This is a genomic window from Methylorubrum sp. B1-46 (assembly GCF_021117295.1).
Classification (GTDB): Bacteria; Pseudomonadota; Alphaproteobacteria; order Rhizobiales; family Beijerinckiaceae; genus Methylobacterium.
The window spans coordinates 1,831,078-1,852,583 of sequence record NZ_CP088247.1 but is presented as its reverse complement, the minus strand read 5'-3'; the positions used below and the strand labels follow the sequence as shown (position 1 = coordinate 1,852,583).

Genomic DNA, 21,506 nt, shown 5'->3' with positions numbered 1-21,506 from the left:
CACCAACCGGGGCCGCGCTGCCCGAAGGCGCGCCCCGAAACTCCGGTGAACACAGACCATGGCGACCGATATCCTCGTCCCCACGCTCGGCGAATCCGTCAGTGAGGCCACGATCGGCCGCTGGTTCAAGAAGCCCGGCGACACGGTGGCCGCCGACGAGCCCCTGGTTGAGCTCGAGACCGACAAGGTCACGCTCGAGGTGAACGCGCCGGCCGCGGGCCAGCTCGGCGAGATCCTGGTCAAGGACGGCGAGACGGTGGAGCCCGGTGCGGTGCTCGGCTCGATCGTCGAGGGTGGCAAAGGTGCCGACAAGGGTGCCGACAAGGGCGCGAGCAAGCCGGCCCCGAAGAGCGCCGAGCCCGCCGAGACCAAGACGCAGAGCCGCGAGGAGAAGGGCGAGGGCAAGGCGGCCAAGGAGGCGCCTGCCCAGGAATCCTCCGCATCCTACGGCAGCCACGGCGACGCCCCGCCGGCCGGGGGCCGCGGCGCCGACGAGAGCGGTCCGGCGGTGGCCAAGCTCGCCCGCGAATCCGGCATCGATCCGGCCAGCCTCAACGGCAGCGGCAAGGACGGCCGCGTGACCAAGGGCGACATGCTCGCCGCCATCGACAAGGGCGTCCCGAAGGCTCCGGCTCAGGAGTCCAGGAGCGAGACCAAGGCCCCGCCGCGGGCGCCCTCCGCACCGAATGACGCCGCGCGCGAGGAGCGCGTGCGGATGACGAAGCTCCGCCAGACCATCGCGAAGCGCCTCAAGAGCGCCCAGGACACGGCGGCGATGCTGACCACGTTCAACGACGTGGACATGGGCGCGGTGATGGCGCTCCGCTCGCAGTACAAGGACATCTTCGAGAAGAAGCACGGGACGAAGCTCGGCTTCATGGGCTTCTTCACCAAGGCGGTGATCGGCGCGCTCAAGGACGTGCCGGCGGTCAATGCCGAGATCGACGGGCAGGACCTCGTCTACAAGAACTACTACCACATCGGCATCGCCGTCGGCACCGATAAGGGCCTGGTCGTACCGGTGGTGCGCGACGCCGACGACTTGTCGATCGCCGGCATCGAGAAGAAGATCGCCGGCTTCGGCAAGAAGGCGCGCGAGGGCAAGCTCTCCATCGACGAGATGCAGGGCGGCACCTTCACCATCACCAACGGCGGCATCTACGGCTCGCTGATGTCGACGCCGATCCTCAACGCCCCGCAATCCGGCATTTTGGGCATGCACCGCATCGAGGAGCGTCCGGTGGTGCGGAACGGCAAGATCGAGGCGCGGCCGATGATGTATCTGGCGCTCTCCTACGATCACCGCATCGTCGACGGGAAGGAGGCCGTGACCTTCCTCGTCCGCGTCAAGGAGGCACTGGAGGATCCGGCCCGCCTCGTGCTCGACCTCTGATCCGACGCGGCTGCATCACCCGCCCCCGTGCTCGCGCCGGCTCCCGGCCGGGCGCGTGGGGCCGGGCGCGGCCGAGCGTGTGACCATGCCTCGATTGTCCGACCCAGGCCGGCGCATCGTCCTCGGTCTCGCCGCGGCGGCGGTCGGGGCGGGACTCGCGGCTTCGCTCGCCCGGCTCTTCCCGTGGCAGCGGGCGGGCCGCGAAGGAGATCAACCGGTGGCCGATGCGCCCTACGATCCCAGGGAGAACGAGCCCAACCTGTCCGTGACCGGATTGCCCGACGACGCTTTGCGGGAGCGGGACATCACCCGCATGGCCCTCGGGCTCCTGCCGCTGCCGAACGGCACGGTGATCGCCGCCGATCCTCTGGTGCAGCCCGAGCGTGAGGCCTTCACCCGCCGGGTCGAGCCGGGTGACTATCCGGTCACGCTCTATCAGGCGCAAGGCCGGGTCGCCCTGGCCGAGCTTCGTTTCGCCGACGGGACGCCGGCGCGCTGGGAACTCGCCCTCGTGCCGGGCCAGGACATCGCCAGCCTGAAGGCGGGCGAGGTCTTCGGCTATCCCGTCGATGGCGGGCTCGGCTGCTTCATGGACCCGGCCGCGCGTGCCGCGATGGCGCGCCGCGATGCGCAGGAGCAGAAGCAGGCCGGCTACAGCAACTATTACGACGACGTGCTGGCAAGCGAGCTGAAGGATTCGAACCTAAACTGGGTCATGCATCGGCCGCTGCCGGATGATCCGGCGCGGGTCGCGGTCTTCTCCAGCGGCTGGGGTGACGGCGTCTACCCCTCGTACTGGGGCCTCGATGCAGCCGGGCAGCCGCTCCGGCTCGTCACGGATTTCGGGATCATCGAGAACGGCGACGGGCGCGATACGTGGGAGATCGCCTTCGCCGCGGCCCTGGCCGGGCTCACGCCGGAGCAGCGCCGCGACAGCGAGCGGGGCTACGCGGCGCTGAAGTCCGATGATCGTGCCGCCTTCGCAGCCCTGCTCGATGCGGGCCGGATCGCACCCGAGACGCCGATCGAAGCCGTCGAGGGCACCTTCACCTTCGAAGCGATCCGCCTCGACAAGCCGGAGGCGCTCGAACGCCTCGTCCGGCACGGCGCGCCCACCCTGATGCCGCCGTACCTGCAGATCGGCGACGAGCGGACGACCTATCCGGCTTACGCCCGCTCCCTCAAGACACCCCGGTCGCCGCAACTCCTCGCCGTCATCGAGGCCTGGGAGCGCACCGGCTCAACCGACACGCCATCACGAGGACAGACCCAACCATGAGCTACGATCTCGTCGTCATCGGCACCGGCCCCGGCGGCTATGTCTGCGCCATCCGCGCGGCCCAGCTCGGGCTGAAGACCGCGGTGGTCGAGAAGCGGGCGACCCACGGCGGCACCTGCCTCAATGTCGGCTGCATCCCCTCGAAGGCGCTGCTGCACGCTTCCGAAGCGTTCGAGGAGGCCAACAAGCACTTTTCGGAGTTGGGCATCGACGTGGGCACGCCGAAGCTCGATCTCAAAAAGATGCAGGCGTTCAAGCAGGGCGGCGTCGACGGCAACACCAAGGGCGTCGAGTTTCTGCTCAAGAAGAACAAGGTCGACACCTATCACGGCCGCGGTCGCATTGCCGGGGCCGGCCGGGTCGAGGTGATCTCGGACGATGGCGGCAACCAGATGCTGGAGACCAAGAACATCGTCATCGCCACCGGCTCCGACGTGACGCGGCTGCCGGGCGTCGAGATCGACGAGAAGACGGTGGTCTCTTCCACCGGCGCCCTCGAACTCAGCGCGGTGCCCAAGCGCCTCGTGGTGATCGGCGCGGGCGTGATCGGGCTCGAACTCGGCTCGGTCTGGCGCCGGCTCGGCGCCGAGGTGACGGTGATCGAGTATCTCGACCGCGTGCTGCCGGGCATGGACGGCGAGGTCGGCAAGCAGTTCCAGCGGATCCTGGCCAAGCAGGGCATGGTCTTCAAGCTCTCGACCAAGGTGACCGGCGTCGAGGTCAACAAGAAGGGCGGCGCGACCGTCACCGTCGAGCCAGCGCAGGGTGGCGAGCCGGAGAAGATCGAGGCCGACGTGGTGCTCGTGGCCATCGGCCGGGTGCCCTACACTGAGGGGCTCGGGCTGGAGACGGTGGGCGTGGCCACCGACAACAAGGGCCGGATCGAGACCGACAGCCACTACGCCACCAACGTCACCGGCATCTACGCCATCGGCGACGTGATCGCCGGGCCGATGCTCGCCCACAAGGCGGAGGACGAGGGCGTTGCGGTCGCCGAGATCCTGGCCGGGCAGTCGGGTCACGTGAATTACGGCGTGATCCCGAACGTGGTCTACACCTTCCCGGAGGTCGCCTCGGTCGGCAAGACCGAGGAGGAGCTGAAGAAGGACGGCATCGCCTACAAGGCCGGCAAGTTCCCCTTCACCGCCAACGGCCGCGCCAAGGCCAACGGCACCACCGACGGCTTCGTGAAGATCCTCGCGGATGAGAAGACGGATCGCGTGCTCGGCGTCCATATCATCGGCGCGGATGCCGGCAATCTCATCGCCGAGGTCGCCGTGGCGATGGAGTTCGCGGCCTCCGCCGAGGACATCGCCCGCACTTGCCACGCCCACCCGACGCTGACGGAAGCGGTCAAGGAAGCCGCGCTTGCGGTCGATAAGCGGGCGATCCACGTCTGATCGCCTTGCAGCCGGACCCGGCCTGCCGGGTCCCGCCACCGACAACTTCAGAGATGACTGTGCGACCTAGTGTCGTTCACGAAGCGTTCAAGCCGTCATTTCATCGGGAACGCGCTGCTGTAGCTTCGGATTGACACGCGCAATCCGACCCAGTGGGTCGTCCCCGCTGGAAAGTTTCGATGCCCTCTTCACCCGAGAAGCCCAGGGCACCCGGGCCGAATACGCCTGTCACCGGCAGCGGCGCCTCAGGCGTCGTCGATCAACATCACGACATCTTCTTCGCGGCCGTCGAAACGACGCGTATGCCGATGATCGTCACGGACCCACACCAGCCGGACAACCCGATCATCTTCGCCAACCGCGCCTTCATCCGGATGACCGGCTATTCGGCCGACGAGCTGATCGGATCGAACTGCCGGTTTCTCCAGGGCCGCGACACCGACCGCGACACCATCTCGGAGGTGCGCGACGCGATCCGTGAGCATCGCGAGTTCGCCACCGAGATCCTGAACTACCGCAAGGACGGCTCCTCGTTCTGGAACGCGCTGTTCGTCAGCCCGGTGTTCAACCGCTCGGGCGATCTCGTCTACTTCTTCGGCTCGCAGCTCGACGTGTCGCGCCGCCGCGACGCGGAGGAATCGCTGCACCAAGCCCAGAAGATGGAGAGCCTCGGCCAGCTCACCGGCGGCATCGCCCACGACTTCAACAACCTGCTTCAAGTCGTGTCGGGCCATAACGAGGTGATGCTGGCGCTGCTCGACCACCCCACCCTCGACGTGTCGCGGATGCGCCGGGCCGGCGAGGCGGTGCGGGCGGCGACCGACCGCGCCGCCAAGCTCACCCACCAGCTCCTCGCCTTCTCGCGCAAGCAACGGCTGGAGGGGCGGCTGCTGAACCTCAACGGCCTCGTCGAGAGCATGGGCGAGATGGCCGGGCGGACACTCGGCGACGACGTCGTGCTGAAATCCGTCCTCGCGCCGGATCTCTGGACCACCCGCATCGACCCGACCCAGGCCGAGGTCGCCCTGCTCAACGTCCTGATCAACGCCCGCGACGCGATGCCGGGAGGCGGCTCGGTGACGGTGCGGACCGAGAACCTGCTGATCGAGGACGAGGACACCGCCCTCTACAAGACCGTGCCGCCGGGCGCCTACGTGGTGATCTCGGTGACCGATACCGGCCTCGGCATGCCGCCGGAGATCCTGGCCCGCGTCATGGAGCCGTTCTTCACCACCAAGGACGAGGGCAAGGGCACGGGGCTCGGGCTCGCCATGGTCTACGGCTTCGCCAAGCAGTCGGGCGGCTCGGTGAAGATCTATTCCGAGGTCGGACACGGGACGACGGTGCGGCTCCTGTTTCCCGCTTCCGACCAGAAGGCCGAGGACGAGCATAAGCCCTCGATTCGCGCCGCCGACCGGCACGGCACCGAGACGGTACTCGTCGTGGACGACCGGCCCGACGTCGCCGCCACCGCCGGCATCATCTTGGAAGATTTCGGCTACCGGGTCACCGTGGTCGACGGCCCGAGGGCAGCGCTCGACATCCTCGACGGCGAAGGGCGCATCGACCTGCTGTTCACCGACCTGATCATGCCCGGCGGCATGAACGGGGTGATGCTGGCCCGCGCCGCGCGGGAGCGGCAGCCCAAGATCAAGGTGCTGCTGACCACCGGCTACGCCGAGGCCTCGATGGAGCGCACCGACGCGGGCGGCACCGAGTTCGAGATCATCAACAAGCCCTACAAGCGGATGGAGCTGGCCCGACGGGTGCGGCGGGTGATCGACGGGCCGACGGGGGTGGGGTAGGGGCGCGGGCCTCGACCGCCCGGTTTGTCCGCGGCACAGAAGGCAGGTAGAGGCGGCGGATGGCTGAAGCAGCGATCCGCACCGGGGCGCTCCCCTTGCAAAGCCGCCCTTCCCATTGGGTCGCGCGGAAGGTTCTGGCTGGCCTCACGATGCTCGTGGCGCTTCCATTGCCGGCGCTCAGTGCAGGCCAGAGCGCGGCGGCCACCGCGTATCCGCTGGCCTGCGCCTATTTCCATCGGGATCTCGACCAGTACGCGCATTGCGCCCGGCGCGAGGGCGGGATGGTCCGGGTCGCTCCGGCCCACGCCGCTCGGATGCATTTCGAGCGCGGCTTGGCCGAGTTGCGCGTGCCGGGAATCGGCTGTCTCTGGGTGCGCCGCGACGGACTCGCGCTGCCGGTGTTCATGCTCGACAACGGGCCGGACCCGTTCGCGCAGGGCCTCGTGCGCCATTGGCGGGACGGCAAGGTCGCCTTCTCCGACCGCCGGCTGCGGCTCGTCCTCGCCACGCCCTACGACTGGGCCTTTCCATTCAACGCCCGCGGCGAAGCCCTGGTCTGCGAGGGCTGCCGCTCGGACGGACGGGAGCCTGCCTCCATGGTCGGCGGGCGCTGGGGCCTGATCGACCGGACAGGGCGCCTGACCATGCCTTTGCGGGACGGCGAGGCCGCCCATCGGCAGTTCTTCGGCTGGCGCTGATCGGCGGCCTACGCGTCCTCGACCGCGTAGCCGAACTCGGCGGCCGCGTGCTCCAGCCAGTGCCAGAAGCTTCCGGCGAAGCTGCGGGCCACCGCGAGGTCGTAGGTCGGTCCCGTATCGCGCTGCCAGAGCTGCACGCCGATATGGGCGATGCTCGTCACCGCAGCCTGCCCCGGCCCAAAGGCGCGGGGATGCAGATCGACCGCCACGCCCTTGGCCAGCATGGCGCGTGCCTGCGGGCCGGAGATCCGCACCAGGGCGCGGCTGTCGCTCTGGTCGGTGACCGCCGCGACGCTGCGCAGGGCCTCGGGCAGGTCCCGCAAATCGCGCGGCGACGGCGCCACCGCCAGCCACTGGCCCGGCGCCGACCAGATCAGGCCGCGCTCGCCTTCGAATTGTGCCGCGCCGGCCTCCGGCAGAGACAGGCCGAAGCGCTCGGTCAGGATCGCTCGTAAGTCGGCTTCCTTTCCGTCCGCCGCGATGAGCGTGGCGAGCCCGAAACCGTCGCGGAGTGTCAGACGGATGCCCGCCGGGCCCTTCGCCGCGCCGTAACGTCCGGTCTTCGCCGCCCCCTCCCAGGCGCCGCGGGGGCGCCAGAGCGGTGAGGGCGCTCGGGAAGCCGAAGCTTGGGTCGTTGCCGGCTCAGACACGCAGCTTCTCCTCCTTGGGATCGACGAAGATGGGCGAACAGATCTCGACCTCGATATCGGCGCCGCGCACCGGATCGTATGCGCGGACCCGCTCGCCGTGGCGCTCCGGCCCGCGCCGGATCAGGCCGATGCCGATCCACATCCGCAGGCTCGGCGAGTAGGCGACCGACGTCATCACGCCCTCGTCCGCCGCCAGGCTCGCCTCCGCGTCGAGGCTCAGGAAATGGGCGCCTGCCCGCAGCCGCGCGCTCGGATCGACCGGCCGGAAGCCCGCCAGGATCGGCCGATCCGGATCGGTGAGCGCGGGACGCTCCTTCATCAGGCGACCGACATAGTCCTTCTTCTTGGCGAGCATGCCGCCGAGCCCGAGATCGCGGGCGGTGGTCTGGCCGTTGATCTCGGCGCCGGCTGCGTGGCCCTTCTCGATGCGCATGACCGAGAGCGCCTCGGAGCCGTAGGCGGTGATGCCGTAGGGCAGGCCCGCCTGCATGACCGCCCGCCACGCCGCATCGCCGTAGCTTGCGGGCACCGCCAGCTCGTAGGCGAGTTCGCCCGAGAACGAGATGCGGAACAGCCGCGCCGGAATGCCGCCGCCGACGGTGATGTCGGCGCAGGCCAGGAACGGGAAGGCCTCGTTTCCGATGTCGAAGCCGGGATCGACGATGCGGCGGAGCGTATCGCGGGCGCGGGGGCCGGCGATCGCGTATTGCGCCCACTGCTCGCTGACCGATGCGAGCTGCACGTCGAGGTCCGGCCACAACCATTGCCGGCAAAATTCGAGGTGCTGCATCACCCGCGCGGCGTTCGCCGTCGAGGCGGTCATGACGTAGTGGGTCTCGCCGAGGCGCACGACGGTGCCGTCATCCATGACGAAACCGTCCTCACGCAGCAGCACGGCGTAGCGCGCCTTGCCGACGGGGAGCGTTGCGAAGGGGTTGGCGCAGACCCGCTCAATGAAGGCGAGCGCATCGGGGCCCTGGATGTCGATCTTGCCGAGCGTGGTGACGTCGCAGATTCCGACGCGGGCGCGCACGGTCTCGACCTCCCGCACCACCGTGTCGAGCCAATCGGTCTCGCCGGCCTTCGGGAAGTAGGCGGGGCGCAGCCACAGGCCGGTCTCGACGAAGACGCAGCCGTTCTCTTCCGCCCAGGCGTGCGAGGGGACGTGGCGGGTCGCGCGAAAATCCTTGCCGCGGTGGTGGCCGGCGAAGGCGCCGATGGCGACCGGCGTGAAGGGCGGACGGAACACCGTGGTGCCGACGCTGGGGATGTCCTTGCCGGTCAGCTCGGCCATGATCGAGAGGCCGGCGAGGTTCGAGGTCTTGCCCTGGTCGGTCGCCATGCCGAGGGTGGTGTAGCGCTTCAGCAGTTCGACCGCACGGAAGCCCTCGCGGTGAGCGAGTTCGACGTCGGAGGCGGCCACGTCGTTCTGGAAGTCGACGAAGGCTTTTCCACGGGGCTTGGGCACGCGCCAGAGCGGCGTGTGATCCACACTCTCCGGGTCGGTCCGAGGCGTGGCCTCGGCCGTGGCGCTGAAGCCGCAATCCGCGGCAGCCTCGGCGCCGGCCCGCGCGCCGGTCTCCAGGCATTCGGCCAGGGTGAAGCGCCCGGCGGCGGCGCCCGCCGCCCGCATGCCGGAGGGGAGGGCACCCGGCACGAAGGCGTGGATCGCCTCGTCCCAGACCGGCCGGCGCGAGAGATGCGAATCGAGATGGACGATCGGGTTCCAGCCATTGGCCATGGCAAGGCCATCGCAGGCGATCGTCTCGGTGCTGTGGTAGCCGTCCACGACCTGGATCGCGCTCAAGCCGAGATGGCCCTTGGTGCCGGCGACGTACCCGCCGGCCACCACCCGGGCACCTGCGGCTTCCGCCATCCGGCGTAGCGCAGGGGGAATAGAGGCACGGGTGTCGATCACCGCCGCAAGCCCTCCGCCGGCGGCCAGGATGTCGGCGGCGGTGCGCCAGCCGTCGTCGCTCGACGTGAACACGGCGAGGCGGCGGCCCGGCAGCACGCCGTAGCGGTTGAGATAGGTCCGCACCGCGCCGGCCAGCATCACACCGGGCCGGTCGTTGCCGCCGAAGACGTGCGGGCGCTCGATGGCGCCAGCCGCGAGCACCGCGCGCCGCGCCACGATCCGCCACAGCCGCTGGCGCGGGGCGTAGGCGGCCGGCACCGCGACATGATCGGAGACGCGCTCCACCGCGCCGTAGGCGCCGTGATCGTAGACGCCGAACAGGGTGGTGCGCGACAGGATGCGGACTTCGGGCAGGCTCTCCAGCTCGGCCAGCGCGCGGGCTGCCCACTCGGCCCCGCTCGCGCCGCCGATCTCGCGCCGTTCGGCGAGCAGGCGGCCGCCGGTCGAAAAGTCCTCGTCGACGAGGATGACCCGCGCGCCCGAGCGGCCGGCGGCCAAAGCCGCCGACAGGCCGGCCGGGCCGCCGCCGATGACGAGCACGTCGCAATGGGCGTGGGCGTGGTCGTAGGTGTCGGGATCGGGGGCGTCGGCGGCACGCCCGAGGCCCGCCGCGCGCCGGATCATCGGCTCGTACAGCTTCTCCCACAGGGAAGCCGGCCACATGAACGTCTTGTAGTAGAAGCCCGCGGCGAAGACCGGCGAGAGCAGAGCATTGACCGAGAGCGCATCGACGGCGAGCGAGGGCCAGCGGTTCTGGCTCGTCGCCTCCAGCCCCTCGTAGAGCTCGGCCATCGTAGCGCGGGTGTTGGGCTCGCGTCGCGCCCCGGAGCGCAGCTCCACCAGGGCGTTCGGTTCCTCCGAGCCGGCCGAGAGGATGCCGCGTGGTCGGTGATACTTGAACGAGCGGCCGACGAGGCGCACGCCGTTGGCGAGCAGGGCCGAGGCCAGGGTGTCGCCGTGGAAGCCGGTGAGGCGCCGGCCGTCGAAGGTGAAATCGCGCGGCCGGTTGCGGTCGATCAGGCCACCGGTGGCGGTGCGGAAGGGCTGCGTGTCTGCGGCCATGGAGGCGGGTGCCTCGGCACGCTGAAGGGCGAGCGTGGTCATGCGGCCTCTCCCGAGCGGCGCGCCCGCGCGACATCGCGCGCCGGCTCCACCGATTCAATCGCGTGGGTGCGGGTGTCGCGGGTCACGACCAGCCAGGAGCGGCATCCGGCGGCGTGGTACCAGAGCTCGCGGATCGTCCCGGCCGGGTTGTCGCGCAGATAGACGTAGTCGTGCATGGCCGCCGCCGAGGCCTCCATCCCGTCGGGACGCTGAGGCGCGGCGTCGCCGAGGTAGCTGAACTCCCCGTTGTCGCGCTCGCCGCAATGGGGGCATCGGATGCGCATGGCGTATCGTCCTCTTCGAGATCGGTGCCCGCTGCAGCGGGCGCCGCCAAGGAAGCGTCAGTGCAGGTTGGGCTGGGCGCCCATGCCCTTCTCGTCGATGAGATGGCCGGTGGCGAAGCGGTCGAGGCGGTAGGCGCTCGCATCCGCATGCGGTTCGTCGCGGGCGATCAGGTAGGCGAAGCAGAAGCCCGCGGCCGGCGTCGCCTTGAAGCCGCCGTAGCACCAGCCGGCGTTGAGGTAGAGGCCGCCGATATCGGTGCGGTCGATGATCGGGCTTCCGTCCATCGACATATCCATGATGCCGCCCCAGTGGCGCAGCAGCCGCAGGCGCCCGAGACCGGGCCACAGCGCCATGCCGCCTTCCATCACGTCCTCGATGGTGTGGAGGTTTCCGCGTTGGGCGTAGGAATTGTAGCCGTCGATATCACCGCCGAAGACGAGGCCGCCCTTGTCCGACTGGCTGACGTAGAAGTGGCCGGCCCCAAACGTCATCACGCCGTCGATCAGCGGCTTCACGCCCTCGCTGACGAAGGCCTGGAGCACGTGGCTCTCGATCGGCAGGCGCATGTCGACCATGCCGGCGAGCAGCGAGGACGAGCCGGCCACCGAGATCGCCACCTTGTTGGCGCGGATGAAGCCGCGGCTGGTCTCGACGCCGGTGACGCGGCCGTTCTCGCGGCGGATGCCGGTGACGGCGCAGTTCTGGACGATGTCGACGCCGCGGTCGCTCGCGGCGCGGGCGTAGCCCCAGGCCACGGCATCGTGGCGCACGGTGCCGCCGCGACGCTGGAGCAGGCCGCCCTTCACGGGGAAGCGGGCGTTGTCGAAATCGATGAACGGCACGAGGCGGCGCACGCCCTCGCGGTCGAGAAGTTCCGCATCGATCCCGGCGAGCCGCATGGCGTTGCCGCGGCGGGCGTAAGAATCGCGCTGGGCGTCCGAGTGGTAGAGGTTCAGCACACCGCGCTGGCTGACCATGGCATTGTAGTTGATGTCCTGCTCCAGCCCCTCCCAGAGCTTCATCGACCGCTCGTAGAACGGGATGTTGCCGGGCAGGCCGTAATTCGAGCGCACGATCGTGGTGTTGCGCCCGACATTGCCGGAGCCGACGTGGCTCTTCTCCAGCACGGCGACGCGGGTGATGCCGTGCTCCTTGGCGAGATAGTAGGCGGTGGCCAGCCCGTGCCCGCCGCCGCCGACGATCACCACGTCGTAGGCCTCCTGCGGGGCGGCGTCGCGCCATTGCGGGGTCCAGTCCCGCTGGCCGCGCAGGGCTTGTCCCAGGACGCTGAAGAGAGAGTAGCGCATGCGGGAATCCGCTCAATCGCCGGAGGAGTGTCGCTCGCCCCATCACTAGCGGACATGCCCGCAGTTGGACTTGCATTTCGCGACATGATTCCGGCACATCACGTCGAAATGCATGAGGCACACGCACCGACCGGCCGGGCGCGCTCCGGGCGCAGGGCGCCGCAGGCCGTCACCCCCGCCCCGCGCACGGTCGGCTTCGTGCTGGTGCCGGACTTTCCGCTGATGGCCTACACCGCGGCGGTCGAACCGCTGCGCGCGGCCAACACGCTGTCGGGCTGCGAACTCTATCGCTGGTGGCACGCCGCACCCGGTGGCGGCATGGTGCAGGCGTCGAACGGACTCGGCATCCTCACCGACGTCACCGTGGGCGCGAGCGCGGACGCCGACCGCATCTTCGTCTGCGCCGGCGGCAACCCGGCCGAATTCGACGATCCCGCCCTGTTCGCGTGGCTGCGCGGGCTCGCCCGGCACGGGGCGACGCTCGGCGGTATCTCCGGCGGCCCGTACCTGCTCGCCCGCGCCGGCCTGCTCGCCGGGCGCCGCTGCACGCTGCACTGGGAACACGTGCCGGCGTTCGAGGAGCGTTATCCCGAGATCGACGTGGTCCGCTCGTTGTTCGAGATCCAGGGCGATCGCATCACCTGCTCCGGCGGCATCGCGGCGCTGGATCTGATGCTCGACCTGATCGGACGCGACCACGGCGCCGGGCTCGCGGCGGGCGTCAGCGACTGGTTCCTGCACAACCGGATCCGCGAGGGCGTGAGCCCGCAACGGATGGATCTGCGCCAGCGCTTCGGCGTGCGCGACCCGCGCCTGCTGCGGGTGCTCGCGGCAATGGAGGCGAACCTCGAGGCGCCGCTTTCCCGCGAGACCCTGGCGGATCTCGCCCACGTATCCGTGCGGCAGTTGGAGCGGCTGTTTCGCGGTGGCCTCGGGCGGGGCCTCCACCGGCATTATCTGGGGCTGCGCCTCGACCGGGCGCACCAGCTCGGCCGCGAGAGCGCGCTGAGCCGGACCGAGATCGCCACCGCGACGGGTTTTGCCAGCGCCGACGAGCTGTCGCGGGCCGAGCGGCGACGGCAGCGGCAGGGGGCGGAGGGTTGAGATCGAGGCCGGCCGCGTCCGTCTCTCCCGCCGTCATCGCGAGCGTCAGCGAAGCGATCCAGAACGCGACATCCCCGGACAGGCCGCGCCCTGGATTGCCACGGCTTCGCCTCGCAATGACGCAGGCGTGACGGGAACCACCGGCTCGATCGCGAGACCAGCGTTTCATGAGAGGAAATTTTCGTGCTTGAAAGTTGACGTAGCCGTCACACCATGCGATCCCTCTCGACAGTGATCGAACGGACGGGGCGACGCCGATGTGCGGTATTGTCGGACTATTCCTCAAGAATCCGAAGCTCGAACCGCAGCTCGGCGCGATGCTCTCCAAGATGCTGGAGACGATGACCGATCGCGGCCCCGACAGCGCGGGCTTCGCGGTCTACGGCTCGGACGGTGTTTCGGATACGGGCAGCGTGAAGCTGACCCTGCGCGGACCCGGCGCTTCGGCCCTGCGAGAGGCCGTCTCGAAGATGGAAGGGGCGCTGTCCCTCTCGGCGCAAGCGACCGAGCGCGATACCCACACCGTCCTGTCCATCCCGGCAGAGCGCGAGAGCGAGATCCGCGCCTGGCTCAAGACCAACGCACCGGGCATCGACGTGGTGAGCGCGGGCAGGCGGATGGAGATCTACAAGGAGGTCGGCCTGCCGGCCTCCGTCGCCGAGCGGTTCACCTTGGAGAAGATGTCCGGCACCCACGGCATCGGCCACACCCGCATGGCCACCGAGAGCGCGGTGACGACCAACGGCGCCCACCCGTTCTCGACCGGCACCGACGAGTGCCTCGTCCATAACGGCTCGCTGTCGAACCACAACGACCTGCGCCGCCGCCTCCGGCACGAGGGCCTGAGCTTCGCCACGCAGAACGACACCGAGGTCGCCGCCGGTTACCTGAGCTGGCGCATGCGCGAGGGCGCGTCCCTGAAGCAGGCGCTGGAATCGAGCCTGACCGATCTCGACGGCTTCTTCACCTTCGTCGTCGGCACCGAGACGGGCTTTGCCGTGGTGCGCGACCCCATCGCCTGCAAGCCCGCCGTGATGGCCGAGACCGACGACTACGTCGCCTTCGGCTCCGAGTACCGGGCGCTGGTCGGCCTGCCCGGCATCGACACCGCCCGCGTGTTCGAGCCCGAGCCGGCCAAGGTCTACGCGTGGGAGCGCACGAGCGGCAACCACGCCTCCGGGGAGCGCCAGTGATGCCGAGCTTCGACCTGCGATCCGCGCCGCTGCGCGAGCTGAACCGGGCGCTCCACGCCCTGCGGCCCGATACCAACGAAACGCACTGGACCGTCACCGGTCCGGACGGGCGCCACGCCATCGCCGCCGGGCTTGACGCGCCGGTCTCCGTCGAGATCGAGGGCAATGTCGGCTATTACTGCGCCGGCATGAACAAGCTCGCCACCGTTCTCGTCAACGGCAATGCGGGCGTGGGGGTGGCCGAGAACATGATCTCCGGCCTCGTCCACGTGCGGGGCGATGCCAGCCAATCGGCCGGCGCCACGGCGCATGGCGGCATGCTCATCATCGACGGCAATGCGGGCGCCCGCTGCGGCATCTCGATGAAGGGCGTCGACATCGTCGTGAAGGGCTCGATCGGCCACATGTCGGCCTTCATGGCCCAAGCCGGCACCCTCACCGTCCTGGGGGACGCCGGCGAGGCGCTCGGCGACTCGCTCTACGAGGCGAAGCTCTACGTGCGCGGCTCGGTGAAAAGCCTCGGCGCCGACTGCGTCGAGAAGCCCATGCGCGACGAGCACCTGCGGGAACTCGCCGACAAGCTCGCCGCCGCCGGCCTCGCCGGCGAGGTGAACCCGAGCGAGTTCCGCCGCTACGGCTCGGCCCGCACCCTCTACCACTTCCACGTCGACAACGCCGGAGCCTACTGATGACGGATCACCGCCAGCCTCCGCGCACCAAGCCGCGTCTGTCGGCGACCTTCACCCCCGACGTGATGTCCGAGATCCGCCGCGCGGCGGCGACCGGCATCTACGACATCCGTGGCGCCGGCGCGAAGCGCGCCCTGCCGCATTTCGACGACCTCCTGTTCCTCGGCGCCTCGATCAGCCGCTACCCGCTGGAGGGCTACCGCGAGCGCTGCGGCACCGAAGTGGTGCTGGGCGCGCGCTTCGCCTCGAAGCCGATCCACCTGAAGACGCCGGTCACCATCGCCGGCATGAGCTTCGGCTCGCTCTCGGCCAACGCCAAGGAGGCGCTCGGGCGCGGCGCCACCATCGCCGGCACCTCCACCACCACGGGCGACGGCGGCATGACGCCAGAGGAGCGCGGCCACTCCAAGACCCTGGTCTACCAGTACCTGCCGTCGCGCTACGGCATGAATCCGGACGACCTGCGCAAGGCCGACGCCATCGAGGTGGTGATCGGCCAGGGCGCCAAGCCCGGCGGCGGCGGCATGCTGCTCGGCCAGAAGATCACGGAGCGCGTCGCCGGCATGCGCTGCCTGCCCCCCGGCGTCGATCAGCGCTCCGCCTGCCGCCACCCGGACTGGACCGGGCCGGACGACCTCGCGATCAAGATCGAGGAGCTGCGCGAGATCACCGACTGGGAGAAGCCGATCTACGTCAAGGTCGGCGCCTCGCGCCCCTACTACGACACCGCGCTCGCCGCGAAGTCGGGCGCCGACGTGGTGGTGCTCGACGGCATGCAGGGCGGCACCGCAGCGACCCAGGACGTGTTCATCGAGCATGTCGGCATCCCGACGCTCGCCGCGATCCGCCCGGCCGTGCAGGCGCTCCAGGATCTCGGCCTGCATCGCAAGGTGCAGCTCGTGGTCTCCGGCGGCATCCGCTCCGGCGCGGACGTTGCCAAGGTGCTGGCGCTCGGCGCCGACGCGGTCGCCATCGGCACCGCCGCCCTGATCGCGCTCGGGGACAACGATCCCCGCTGGCAGGCCGAGTACGAGGCGCTCGGCACCACGGCCGGCGCCTACGACGACTGGCACGAGGGCCGCGACCCCGCCGGCATCACCACGCAGGATCCGGAACTGGCCAAGCGCCTCGATCCGGAGCTCGCCGGCCGCCGGCTCGCCAACTACCTCGCGGTGATGACGCTGGAGGCCCAGACCATCGCCCGGGCCTGCGGCAAGAGCCACCTGCACAACCTCGAACCCGAGGATCTGGTGGCGCTCACCATCGAGGCCGCGGCCATGGCGCAAGTGCCGCTCGCCGGCACCGGCTGGATCCCCGGCAAGACGGGCATGTGATCTGCGAGGGCCGCTCCCGAGGCTTCGAGGGCGGCCCTCTTTCTTTTGTGGCGATGGGGCCGAACCACCAAGCCGGGAGGATTCTTGCAATGACGCACGAACTCGAAGCCGCCGCCCGGGAACGCGGCATCAAGTATTTCCTCGTCTCCTACACCGACCTGTTCGGCACGCAGCGCGCCAAGCTGGTGCCGGCCGCCGCGATCGCCAGCACCTGCCGCAACGGCGCGGGATTTGCCGGCTTCGCCACCTGGCTCGACATGAGCCCGGCCGACGCCGACCTTCTGGCGATGCCCGACCCCGAGGGGCTGATCCAGCTCCCCTGGAAACCGGAAGTCGGCTGGCTGCCCGCCGACCTCGTAATGAACGGCAAGGCGGTCGAGCAGGGCCCGCGCAACATCCTCAAGCGCCTGATCAAGGAGGCGGCCCGCGAGGGGCTGCAGATGAAGAGCGGCGTCGAGTGCGAGTTCTTCCTGATCACGCCGTGCGGCTCGGAGCCCGCCGACACCGCCGACAAGCAGACCAAGCCCTGCTACGACCAATCCGCTCTGATGCGCCGCTACGAGGTGATCACCGAGATCTGCGACGCGATGCTGAGCCTCGGCTGGAAGCCCTACCAGAACGACCACGAGGACGCGAACGGCCAGTTCGAGATGAACTGGGACTACGACGACGCTCTGATCACCGCCGACCGGCACGCCTTCTTCAAGTACATGACGCGCTCGATCGCCGAGAAGCACGGCTTCCGCGCGACCTTCATGCCCAAGCCCTTCATGGACCTGACGGGCTCGGGCTGCCACGCCCACGTCTCGCTCTGGCGCGACGGCCAGAACGTCTTCTCCGACCGCTCGGACGAGATCGGCCTGTCGAAGCTCGGCTACCACTTCATCGGCGGCCTGATCCACTCGGCCGACGCGCTCGCCGCCCTCACCAACCCGTGCGTGAACTCCTACAAGCGCATCAACGCGCCGCGCACGACCTCCGGCGCAACCTGGGCGCCGAACACCGTGACCTATACGGGCAACAACCGCACCCACATGATCCGCATTCCGGATGGCGGGCGCTTCGAGTTCCGCCTCGCCGACGGCGCGGCCAACCCCTACCTGCTCCAGGCGGGCATCCTCGCCGCCGGCCTCGACGGCATCCGGCAGGGCCGCGATCCGGGCCCGCGCCTCGACATCAACATGTACACCGACGGTCACACCGTCGAGGGCGTGAAGCGCCTGCCGCTCAACCTGCTCGATGCCCTTCGCGCGCTGGAGGCCAGCCCGGTCCTCAACGAGGCGCTCGGCGCCTTCGTGCCGAGCTACCTCAAGCTCAAGCGCTCGGAATGGGACGATTACTGCCGCCACCTGACGCAATGGGAGCGCGACACCACGCTCGATTGCTGAGCGGTTCGAAGGCATCCGCCCGATCGTTCGGGGCGGATGCCATCCCCACGCATCGGTGACCGGACCGTGGCTCGGGCGGGAACGCAAGCCGTTGCCCTGTCCGGCTCGCCCGGCCTATCGGTCTCTCCCGTTGCCGCCTCCGGCGAAGCGAGAGAAGGACCCGATCACCGATGACGTGGCTCGGACGCCTCCTCCTTTCCGTTATCGCCCTGATTCTGGCGATTCCGGCCGGCGCCCTGACGCTCAGCGCCGGAGTGCTCCTCGATCCGACCTTCCGCCAGACGTTAGGCGAACTCGGCCTCGTCGGCCTCTTCGCCGGCCTGTCGGATCTCGCGCAGGGCCTTCCGCCGGACATGGCAGTGATGGCCGTGATTCTCCTCGCCCAGGCCCTCGGCCTCCTGCTGATCCTGCCGCCGACACTGACCGCGCTCGTGGGCGAGACGCTCGGGCTGCGCTCCCCGTTCTGGTATGGCGGCGCGACGGGGCTTCTCACGGCGCTCCTGCCCTGGCTTGCCCGCGGCGGCCCACCGCTAGCCGCCGGCTCGGCGGCAGCGGGCGCGGAAACACGGCTCGCCGCAATCCTTCTCGTGACGGGCGCCGCCTCCGGCCTCGTCTACTGGCTGATCGCCGGCCGCAGCGCGGGTGCACGAATGGCGCGACGCGGCTCAGGCGCATTTTAGGGGTGGACAGGCGCCCGCCATCGCTTATGAAAATGGAGTGCTTTCGAAGCCTTGCCGCTCGAAAAGTACGCTCCGGCTCGAGGGCGGGTCACCGCGCCGAGCGCGGCCGGATGCGGGCGTAGTTCAGTGGTAGAACGTCAGCTTCCCAAGCTGAATGTCGTCGGTTCGATCCCGATCGCCCGCTCCATGCTTCACAACAACTTAGCCTGTGGATGACGTCCCACCCCGGGCGTGGATACCAGATCGATACCAGCCGCAGCCTGCGAGCCGGCTGGCATCCACCCGGCTGCCGGCGCCTAGCCGATACCCCATGTCGAACTCCGGCAGGCTCGCACGAAGAATGGTCTGTCCCCCCCCCGGAGACGGACATGCCCGCCAACGCCTACCTCGGCCTCACCTCTCTCACTGGCACGCGCCCTTTCGCGGTCCCCGACGACGTCCGCGGGTTCCGGCGTGAGGATCCCGCCGGGCGGTGCTCGACCTGCCGGCACCACGCCCGCATCGAGGGGCCGGCGCCGGCGACGCGCCATACCGGCCAGCCCGCCGTGGCGGACGTCTGCCTGGCGTACCGGCGCGAGCTCCTCGTCGCGCGACCGACGACGCGGCCCTGCCCACGCGCCGCCTGAGGTTCACACGCTCGGGTGAATTCCCCCGCCTGGGCCCGCCGTCACACGCTCGCGTGAAAACCAGAAGGGGCCCCCGGCGCGCGACCGGGGACCCCTCTCATGCCGCGGCAAGCCCCCCGGCCAGGGCGCGGCCGCCGTGCACGGGGACCGCGCGGCCAGGGTGTGGGATGTGGACCGATTCGTCACCCCGATTGCTGGGGGCCGCGGCCCCGGCGATCATCGCCGCCATGAGCGAGGCCCCCCTCCACCCCGTCGAGGACGGCCCCGGCGCCGGGCAGGTCGTCGAGGTCACCGTCCGCGTGATGGTCGGCCCGGAACGGTCCACCGTCGTCGTCCGCCGGGGGCGGGATCCCGTCGCCCTGCACGAGGTCCGGGAGCACGGGCGCGAGGTCGAGGGGATCGGCGACGCGGTCGAGGCGGTCGTGCGCGAGGTGCTCGCGAGACTGCCCTAGTCCTCGCCGCCGGGGAACAGGCGGAAGCGCTGGCGGAACCTGCGCTCCCTGTCCCAGGCCTCGAACACCTGCCCAGCGGCCTCCGGGGTGGAGACCCGGCCGTTGATCGTGACCAGGTCGCCCGAGCGTTCGATCTCGATAGTGTCGACCTCGGCATCGAGGCCGACCGCCGCCAGCGCCCGGCGTGCCAGCAGGCCGGCGCCGTTGATGATCAGGGTGTGGCTCACGCTCCCCTCCTCGCGTCGTCGGCTCTCAGGCACGTGTCCCGGCACTCGGGCTCGGCGGACCCGAGATAGGTGATGTCGAACTCCACGGACCACGTCCCGGCGGCCTCGTCGACCTCGAAGGAGGTGACGACGCCTTAGGCCTGGACCCGCCGCAGGACGCCCGTGGGCATGGCGGCCAGGGCCGCGTCAGCGGCCGCCTTCTCGCGCCCGGTCATGCCGTCCTCCTGAGCCAGGCGCGGGCGCGGCCCTGCCACCGGCGGCGGGCGCGGATGGAGAGGCGCTTGCCGAGGGGCGGCCGGGCGGTCTCGCTCATGGCGCCGATCATGCGGGACACCTGCACCTGGTACGGCGTCAGGCCGGTGACCCCGCCGAACCGCGCGATCCACTCCTCCAGCGTCAGTCCGGCCGAGCCGCCCGGCGCCGAATCCCACACCTCGCGCATGCGGTCGGCGAACTGGGAGTTGGCGACGCAGCGGTGCGCGAATTCGAGGCGCAGGAACTCGTCGTGCGTCATGTCAGCGTCAGCAATGGAAGGACCCCACCTGCGGCAGGCCGGCGTCGCGGGTGCGGACGGGCGGGTGGCGCGGGGCGCCGTAGACCCACATGCCGCCCTCGTATGTGCCGATGGTGAAGAGGACCCACTCGGCGGTCCAGGCCTGCGCGCCGAACCTCTCAAGGTCGAGCGCCTCCCGGTCCCCCGGCTCGCCCCCCTTCGGGCTCACCCAGTCCTCTGACGAGAGCTCGATGGCGGATAGCCGGCGCCGGGCCTCATCCTCCGAGACCGTCCGATCCCCGATCTGCCACGCCTCGATGCGGGCGCCGTCGGCGCGCGAGAGGAAGAGGTCGTACGTCGAGGTCTTCATGCGTTGCGGCCTCCTACGGCTTCGCGACTGGGCCGCCCGGAACGATGCGCCCGGAGATCTGGCGGCGGTAGCGCCACGCCAGGTAGGCGGCGACTTGGCACTGACGCGGGGTGAACGGACGGCCGCTGTCGAGCCGGCGCGCCAGCTCGCGGGCCAGCTTCTTGTCCGTGCTGCCCACCGAGTAGGTCACCGCGCCCGGCGACAGGGCGGCCGCGCGGCGCCCGGCGAGGTCCTGTGTCTCCCGCCATATCCGCCTCAGGCGCTCGCGCTCGTCACGGTCGCGCTCGGCCATCACCTCGTCGTAGGAGAGGTCGAGGGAGGCGCACATGTGCTCCATGACGGTGCGGACGAATCGCTCGTGGGTCGCCTCAGCCATGGAAGCTCCCCACCTGCGGGAGGTCGCCATCCTTGGTGCGGGCGGACCGGCGGCGCAGGATGTTGGGGTGATCGACGTAGGCGTCGAGCCGGTTGAGCACCGCCAGCTCCCATCCCCCGTAGATAAGGCCGTTCATGAAGGCCTCGTCCATCTGCGTGCCGTCGGGCAGGTCCGGGTTCGCGAGGAGATCCTGCAGGCTATGCAGGCGATGACCAGGGCGGGGCTTCGCCCGCTCGCGCGCTTCGGCCTGCATGGCGGCGAACCGCTCCTGCCACCCGGGCAGCATCACCATGATCAGGACCTTCCTTGCTTCGTGGCGGCGGCGATCCTCGCCCCCTCGGTACGGAGCCACATGGCGGCCGCCGCGATCAGGCTGTCGACCTCGTGGTCGTCGGTCTCCATGGCGGACCGGGAGACGATGCTGGCGGCCTTCTCGTGGGCAGGGGTCTCTCGGTCCCAGCGGATGCCCATCCGCGTCGCCTCGGACAGGGTGAAGGTGATCCGGAACTCGCCGGCGCGGTTGCGCTTGCTGAAGCGCTCCGGGCGCGTCCCCCGCTACCAGACGTCGCCCGAGCGTTCGAGCGCCCGCAGGGTCGACCAGTCCTCGGGGCCGGTGCGCTCGACGAGCTCGCCGTCGCGGTAGACGAAGAGCGCGCCTTCGGGGTTCTCGTACAGCCACTCCAGGACCCGGACGGAGGCGGCAGAGCGCGTGTAGACGTGACGGGAGAACGACAT

The 21,506-nt window shown here is 70.0% G+C and carries 23 protein-coding genes and 1 tRNA gene; 13 read left to right on the top strand and 11 right to left on the bottom strand.

The window, feature by feature from the left end:
* The first annotated feature begins 58 nt into the window (after nt 1–58).
* The 5 genes from odhB to LPC10_RS08635 all read left to right on the top strand — a co-directional run bounded on the left by odhB (nt 59) and on the right by LPC10_RS08635 (nt 6,575).
* Complete coding sequence (gene odhB / locus LPC10_RS08655) at nt 59–1,393, top strand: 2-oxoglutarate dehydrogenase complex dihydrolipoyllysine-residue succinyltransferase (protein ID WP_231346326.1); 1,335 nt, start codon at nt 59–61, stop codon at nt 1,391–1,393.
* Nucleotides 1,394–1,478: 85 nt separating this feature from the next.
* Nucleotides 1,479–2,672 carry a DUF4241 domain-containing protein gene (locus tag LPC10_RS08650; RefSeq protein ID WP_231346325.1) on the top strand — a complete coding sequence of 398 codons (1,194 nt, stop codon included), beginning with the start codon at nt 1,479–1,481 and terminating at the stop codon, nt 2,670–2,672.
* Entirely contained in the window at nt 2,669–4,072 is a 1,404-nt protein-coding gene (gene lpdA, locus LPC10_RS08645; RefSeq protein ID WP_231346324.1) for a dihydrolipoyl dehydrogenase, read from the top strand. Before LPC10_RS08650 ends, lpdA begins: the two co-directional genes overlap by 4 nt.
* 179 nt (nt 4,073–4,251) lie before the next feature.
* Entirely contained in the window at nt 4,252–5,877 is a 1,626-nt protein-coding gene (locus tag LPC10_RS08640) for a hybrid sensor histidine kinase/response regulator (RefSeq protein ID WP_231346323.1), read from the top strand.
* A gap of 59 nt (nt 5,878–5,936) precedes the next feature.
* Entirely contained in the window at nt 5,937–6,575 is a 639-nt protein-coding gene (locus LPC10_RS08635) for a hypothetical protein (RefSeq protein ID WP_231346322.1), read from the top strand.
* 8 nt (nt 6,576–6,583) lie between these two features.
* Here LPC10_RS08635 and LPC10_RS08630 read toward each other — a convergent pair whose 3' ends face one another.
* From LPC10_RS08630 to LPC10_RS08615, 4 genes are read right to left on the bottom strand one after another with little or no spacing between them, the layout of a single operon-like run.
* The gene (locus LPC10_RS08630; RefSeq protein ID WP_231346321.1) at nt 6,584–7,225 is read right to left on the bottom strand and encodes a sarcosine oxidase subunit gamma; all 642 of its coding nucleotides are present in this window, start codon (nt 7,223–7,225) and stop codon (nt 6,584–6,586) included.
* A complete protein-coding gene (locus tag LPC10_RS08625; protein ID WP_231346320.1) occupies nt 7,218–10,247 on the bottom strand; it encodes a sarcosine oxidase subunit alpha family protein in 3,030 nt (1,009 codons plus the stop codon). The genes LPC10_RS08630 and LPC10_RS08625 overlap by 8 nt, the downstream gene beginning before the upstream one ends.
* A complete protein-coding gene (locus tag LPC10_RS08620; protein ID WP_231346319.1) occupies nt 10,244–10,531 on the bottom strand; it encodes a sarcosine oxidase subunit delta in 288 nt (95 codons plus the stop codon). Before LPC10_RS08620 ends, LPC10_RS08625 begins: the two co-directional genes overlap by 4 nt.
* 57 nt (nt 10,532–10,588) lie before the next feature.
* Complete coding sequence (locus tag LPC10_RS08615) at nt 10,589–11,839, bottom strand: sarcosine oxidase subunit beta family protein (RefSeq protein WP_231346318.1); 1,251 nt, start codon at nt 11,837–11,839, stop codon at nt 10,589–10,591.
* A 108-nt stretch (nt 11,840–11,947) separates the two neighbouring features.
* Between LPC10_RS08615 and LPC10_RS08610 the strand changes: the two genes are divergently transcribed.
* The 8 genes from LPC10_RS08610 (at nt 11,948) to LPC10_RS08575 (ending at nt 19,305) form a co-directional block, all read left to right on the top strand.
* Nucleotides 11,948–12,943 carry a GlxA family transcriptional regulator gene (locus LPC10_RS08610; RefSeq protein WP_231346317.1) on the top strand — a complete coding sequence of 332 codons (996 nt, stop codon included), beginning with the start codon at nt 11,948–11,950 and terminating at the stop codon, nt 12,941–12,943.
* Nucleotides 12,944–13,200: 257 nt separating this feature from the next.
* Entirely contained in the window at nt 13,201–14,136 is a 936-nt protein-coding gene (locus LPC10_RS08605; RefSeq protein WP_231346316.1) for a glutamine amidotransferase family protein, read from the top strand.
* Complete coding sequence (locus tag LPC10_RS08600; protein WP_231346315.1) at nt 14,136–14,825, top strand: protein glxC; 690 nt, start codon at nt 14,136–14,138, stop codon at nt 14,823–14,825. Before LPC10_RS08605 ends, LPC10_RS08600 begins: the two co-directional genes overlap by 1 nt.
* Nucleotides 14,825–16,159 carry an FMN-binding glutamate synthase family protein gene (locus tag LPC10_RS08595; RefSeq protein WP_096484651.1) on the top strand — a complete coding sequence of 445 codons (1,335 nt, stop codon included), beginning with the start codon at nt 14,825–14,827 and terminating at the stop codon, nt 16,157–16,159. Before LPC10_RS08600 ends, LPC10_RS08595 begins: the two co-directional genes overlap by 1 nt.
* A gap of 89 nt (nt 16,160–16,248) precedes the next feature.
* Nucleotides 16,249–17,547 (top strand): type III glutamate--ammonia ligase, encoded by a 1,299-nt coding sequence (glnT, locus tag LPC10_RS08590; RefSeq protein WP_231346314.1) that lies wholly within the window; start codon nt 16,249–16,251, stop codon nt 17,545–17,547.
* Between the two features lie 170 nt (nt 17,548–17,717).
* Nucleotides 17,718–18,227: a hypothetical protein gene (locus LPC10_RS08585; protein WP_231346313.1), complete on the top strand. Its 510-nt coding sequence runs from the start codon at nt 17,718–17,720 to the stop codon at nt 18,225–18,227.
* Nucleotides 18,228–18,339: 112 nt separating this feature from the next.
* Nucleotides 18,340–18,414 (top strand) — tRNA-Gly (locus LPC10_RS08580).
* Between the two features lie 666 nt (nt 18,415–19,080).
* Complete coding sequence (locus LPC10_RS08575) at nt 19,081–19,305, top strand: hypothetical protein (protein ID WP_231346312.1); 225 nt, start codon at nt 19,081–19,083, stop codon at nt 19,303–19,305.
* On the opposite strand, the gene LPC10_RS08570 is transcribed toward LPC10_RS08575, so the two are convergent.
* The 7 genes from LPC10_RS08570 to LPC10_RS08540 all read right to left on the bottom strand — a co-directional run bounded on the left by LPC10_RS08570 (nt 19,302) and on the right by LPC10_RS08540 (nt 21,506).
* Nucleotides 19,302–19,532, bottom strand: coding sequence for a hypothetical protein (locus LPC10_RS08570; protein ID WP_231346311.1), 231 nt, complete (start codon nt 19,530–19,532; stop codon nt 19,302–19,304). The genes LPC10_RS08575 and LPC10_RS08570 overlap by 4 nt on opposite strands.
* 211 nt (nt 19,533–19,743) lie before the next feature.
* Complete coding sequence (locus LPC10_RS08565; protein WP_231346310.1) at nt 19,744–20,046, bottom strand: hypothetical protein; 303 nt, start codon at nt 20,044–20,046, stop codon at nt 19,744–19,746.
* Nucleotides 20,047–20,053: 7 nt separating this feature from the next.
* Complete coding sequence (locus LPC10_RS08560; RefSeq protein WP_231346309.1) at nt 20,054–20,395, bottom strand: hypothetical protein; 342 nt, start codon at nt 20,393–20,395, stop codon at nt 20,054–20,056.
* Between the two features lie 13 nt (nt 20,396–20,408).
* Entirely contained in the window at nt 20,409–20,771 is a 363-nt protein-coding gene (locus LPC10_RS08555) for a hypothetical protein (protein ID WP_231346308.1), read from the bottom strand.
* On the bottom strand, nt 20,764–21,063 hold the full coding sequence (locus tag LPC10_RS08550; RefSeq protein ID WP_231346307.1) for a hypothetical protein: 300 nt from the start codon (nt 21,061–21,063) through the stop codon (nt 20,764–20,766). Before LPC10_RS08550 ends, LPC10_RS08555 begins: the two co-directional genes overlap by 8 nt.
* A 2-nt stretch (nt 21,064–21,065) precedes the next feature.
* Nucleotides 21,066–21,242 carry a hypothetical protein gene (locus LPC10_RS08545; protein ID WP_231346306.1) on the bottom strand — a complete coding sequence of 59 codons (177 nt, stop codon included), beginning with the start codon at nt 21,240–21,242 and terminating at the stop codon, nt 21,066–21,068.
* 84 nt (nt 21,243–21,326) lie between these two features.
* The gene (locus LPC10_RS08540) at nt 21,327–21,506 is read right to left on the bottom strand and encodes a hypothetical protein (RefSeq protein WP_231346305.1); all 180 of its coding nucleotides are present in this window, start codon (nt 21,504–21,506) and stop codon (nt 21,327–21,329) included.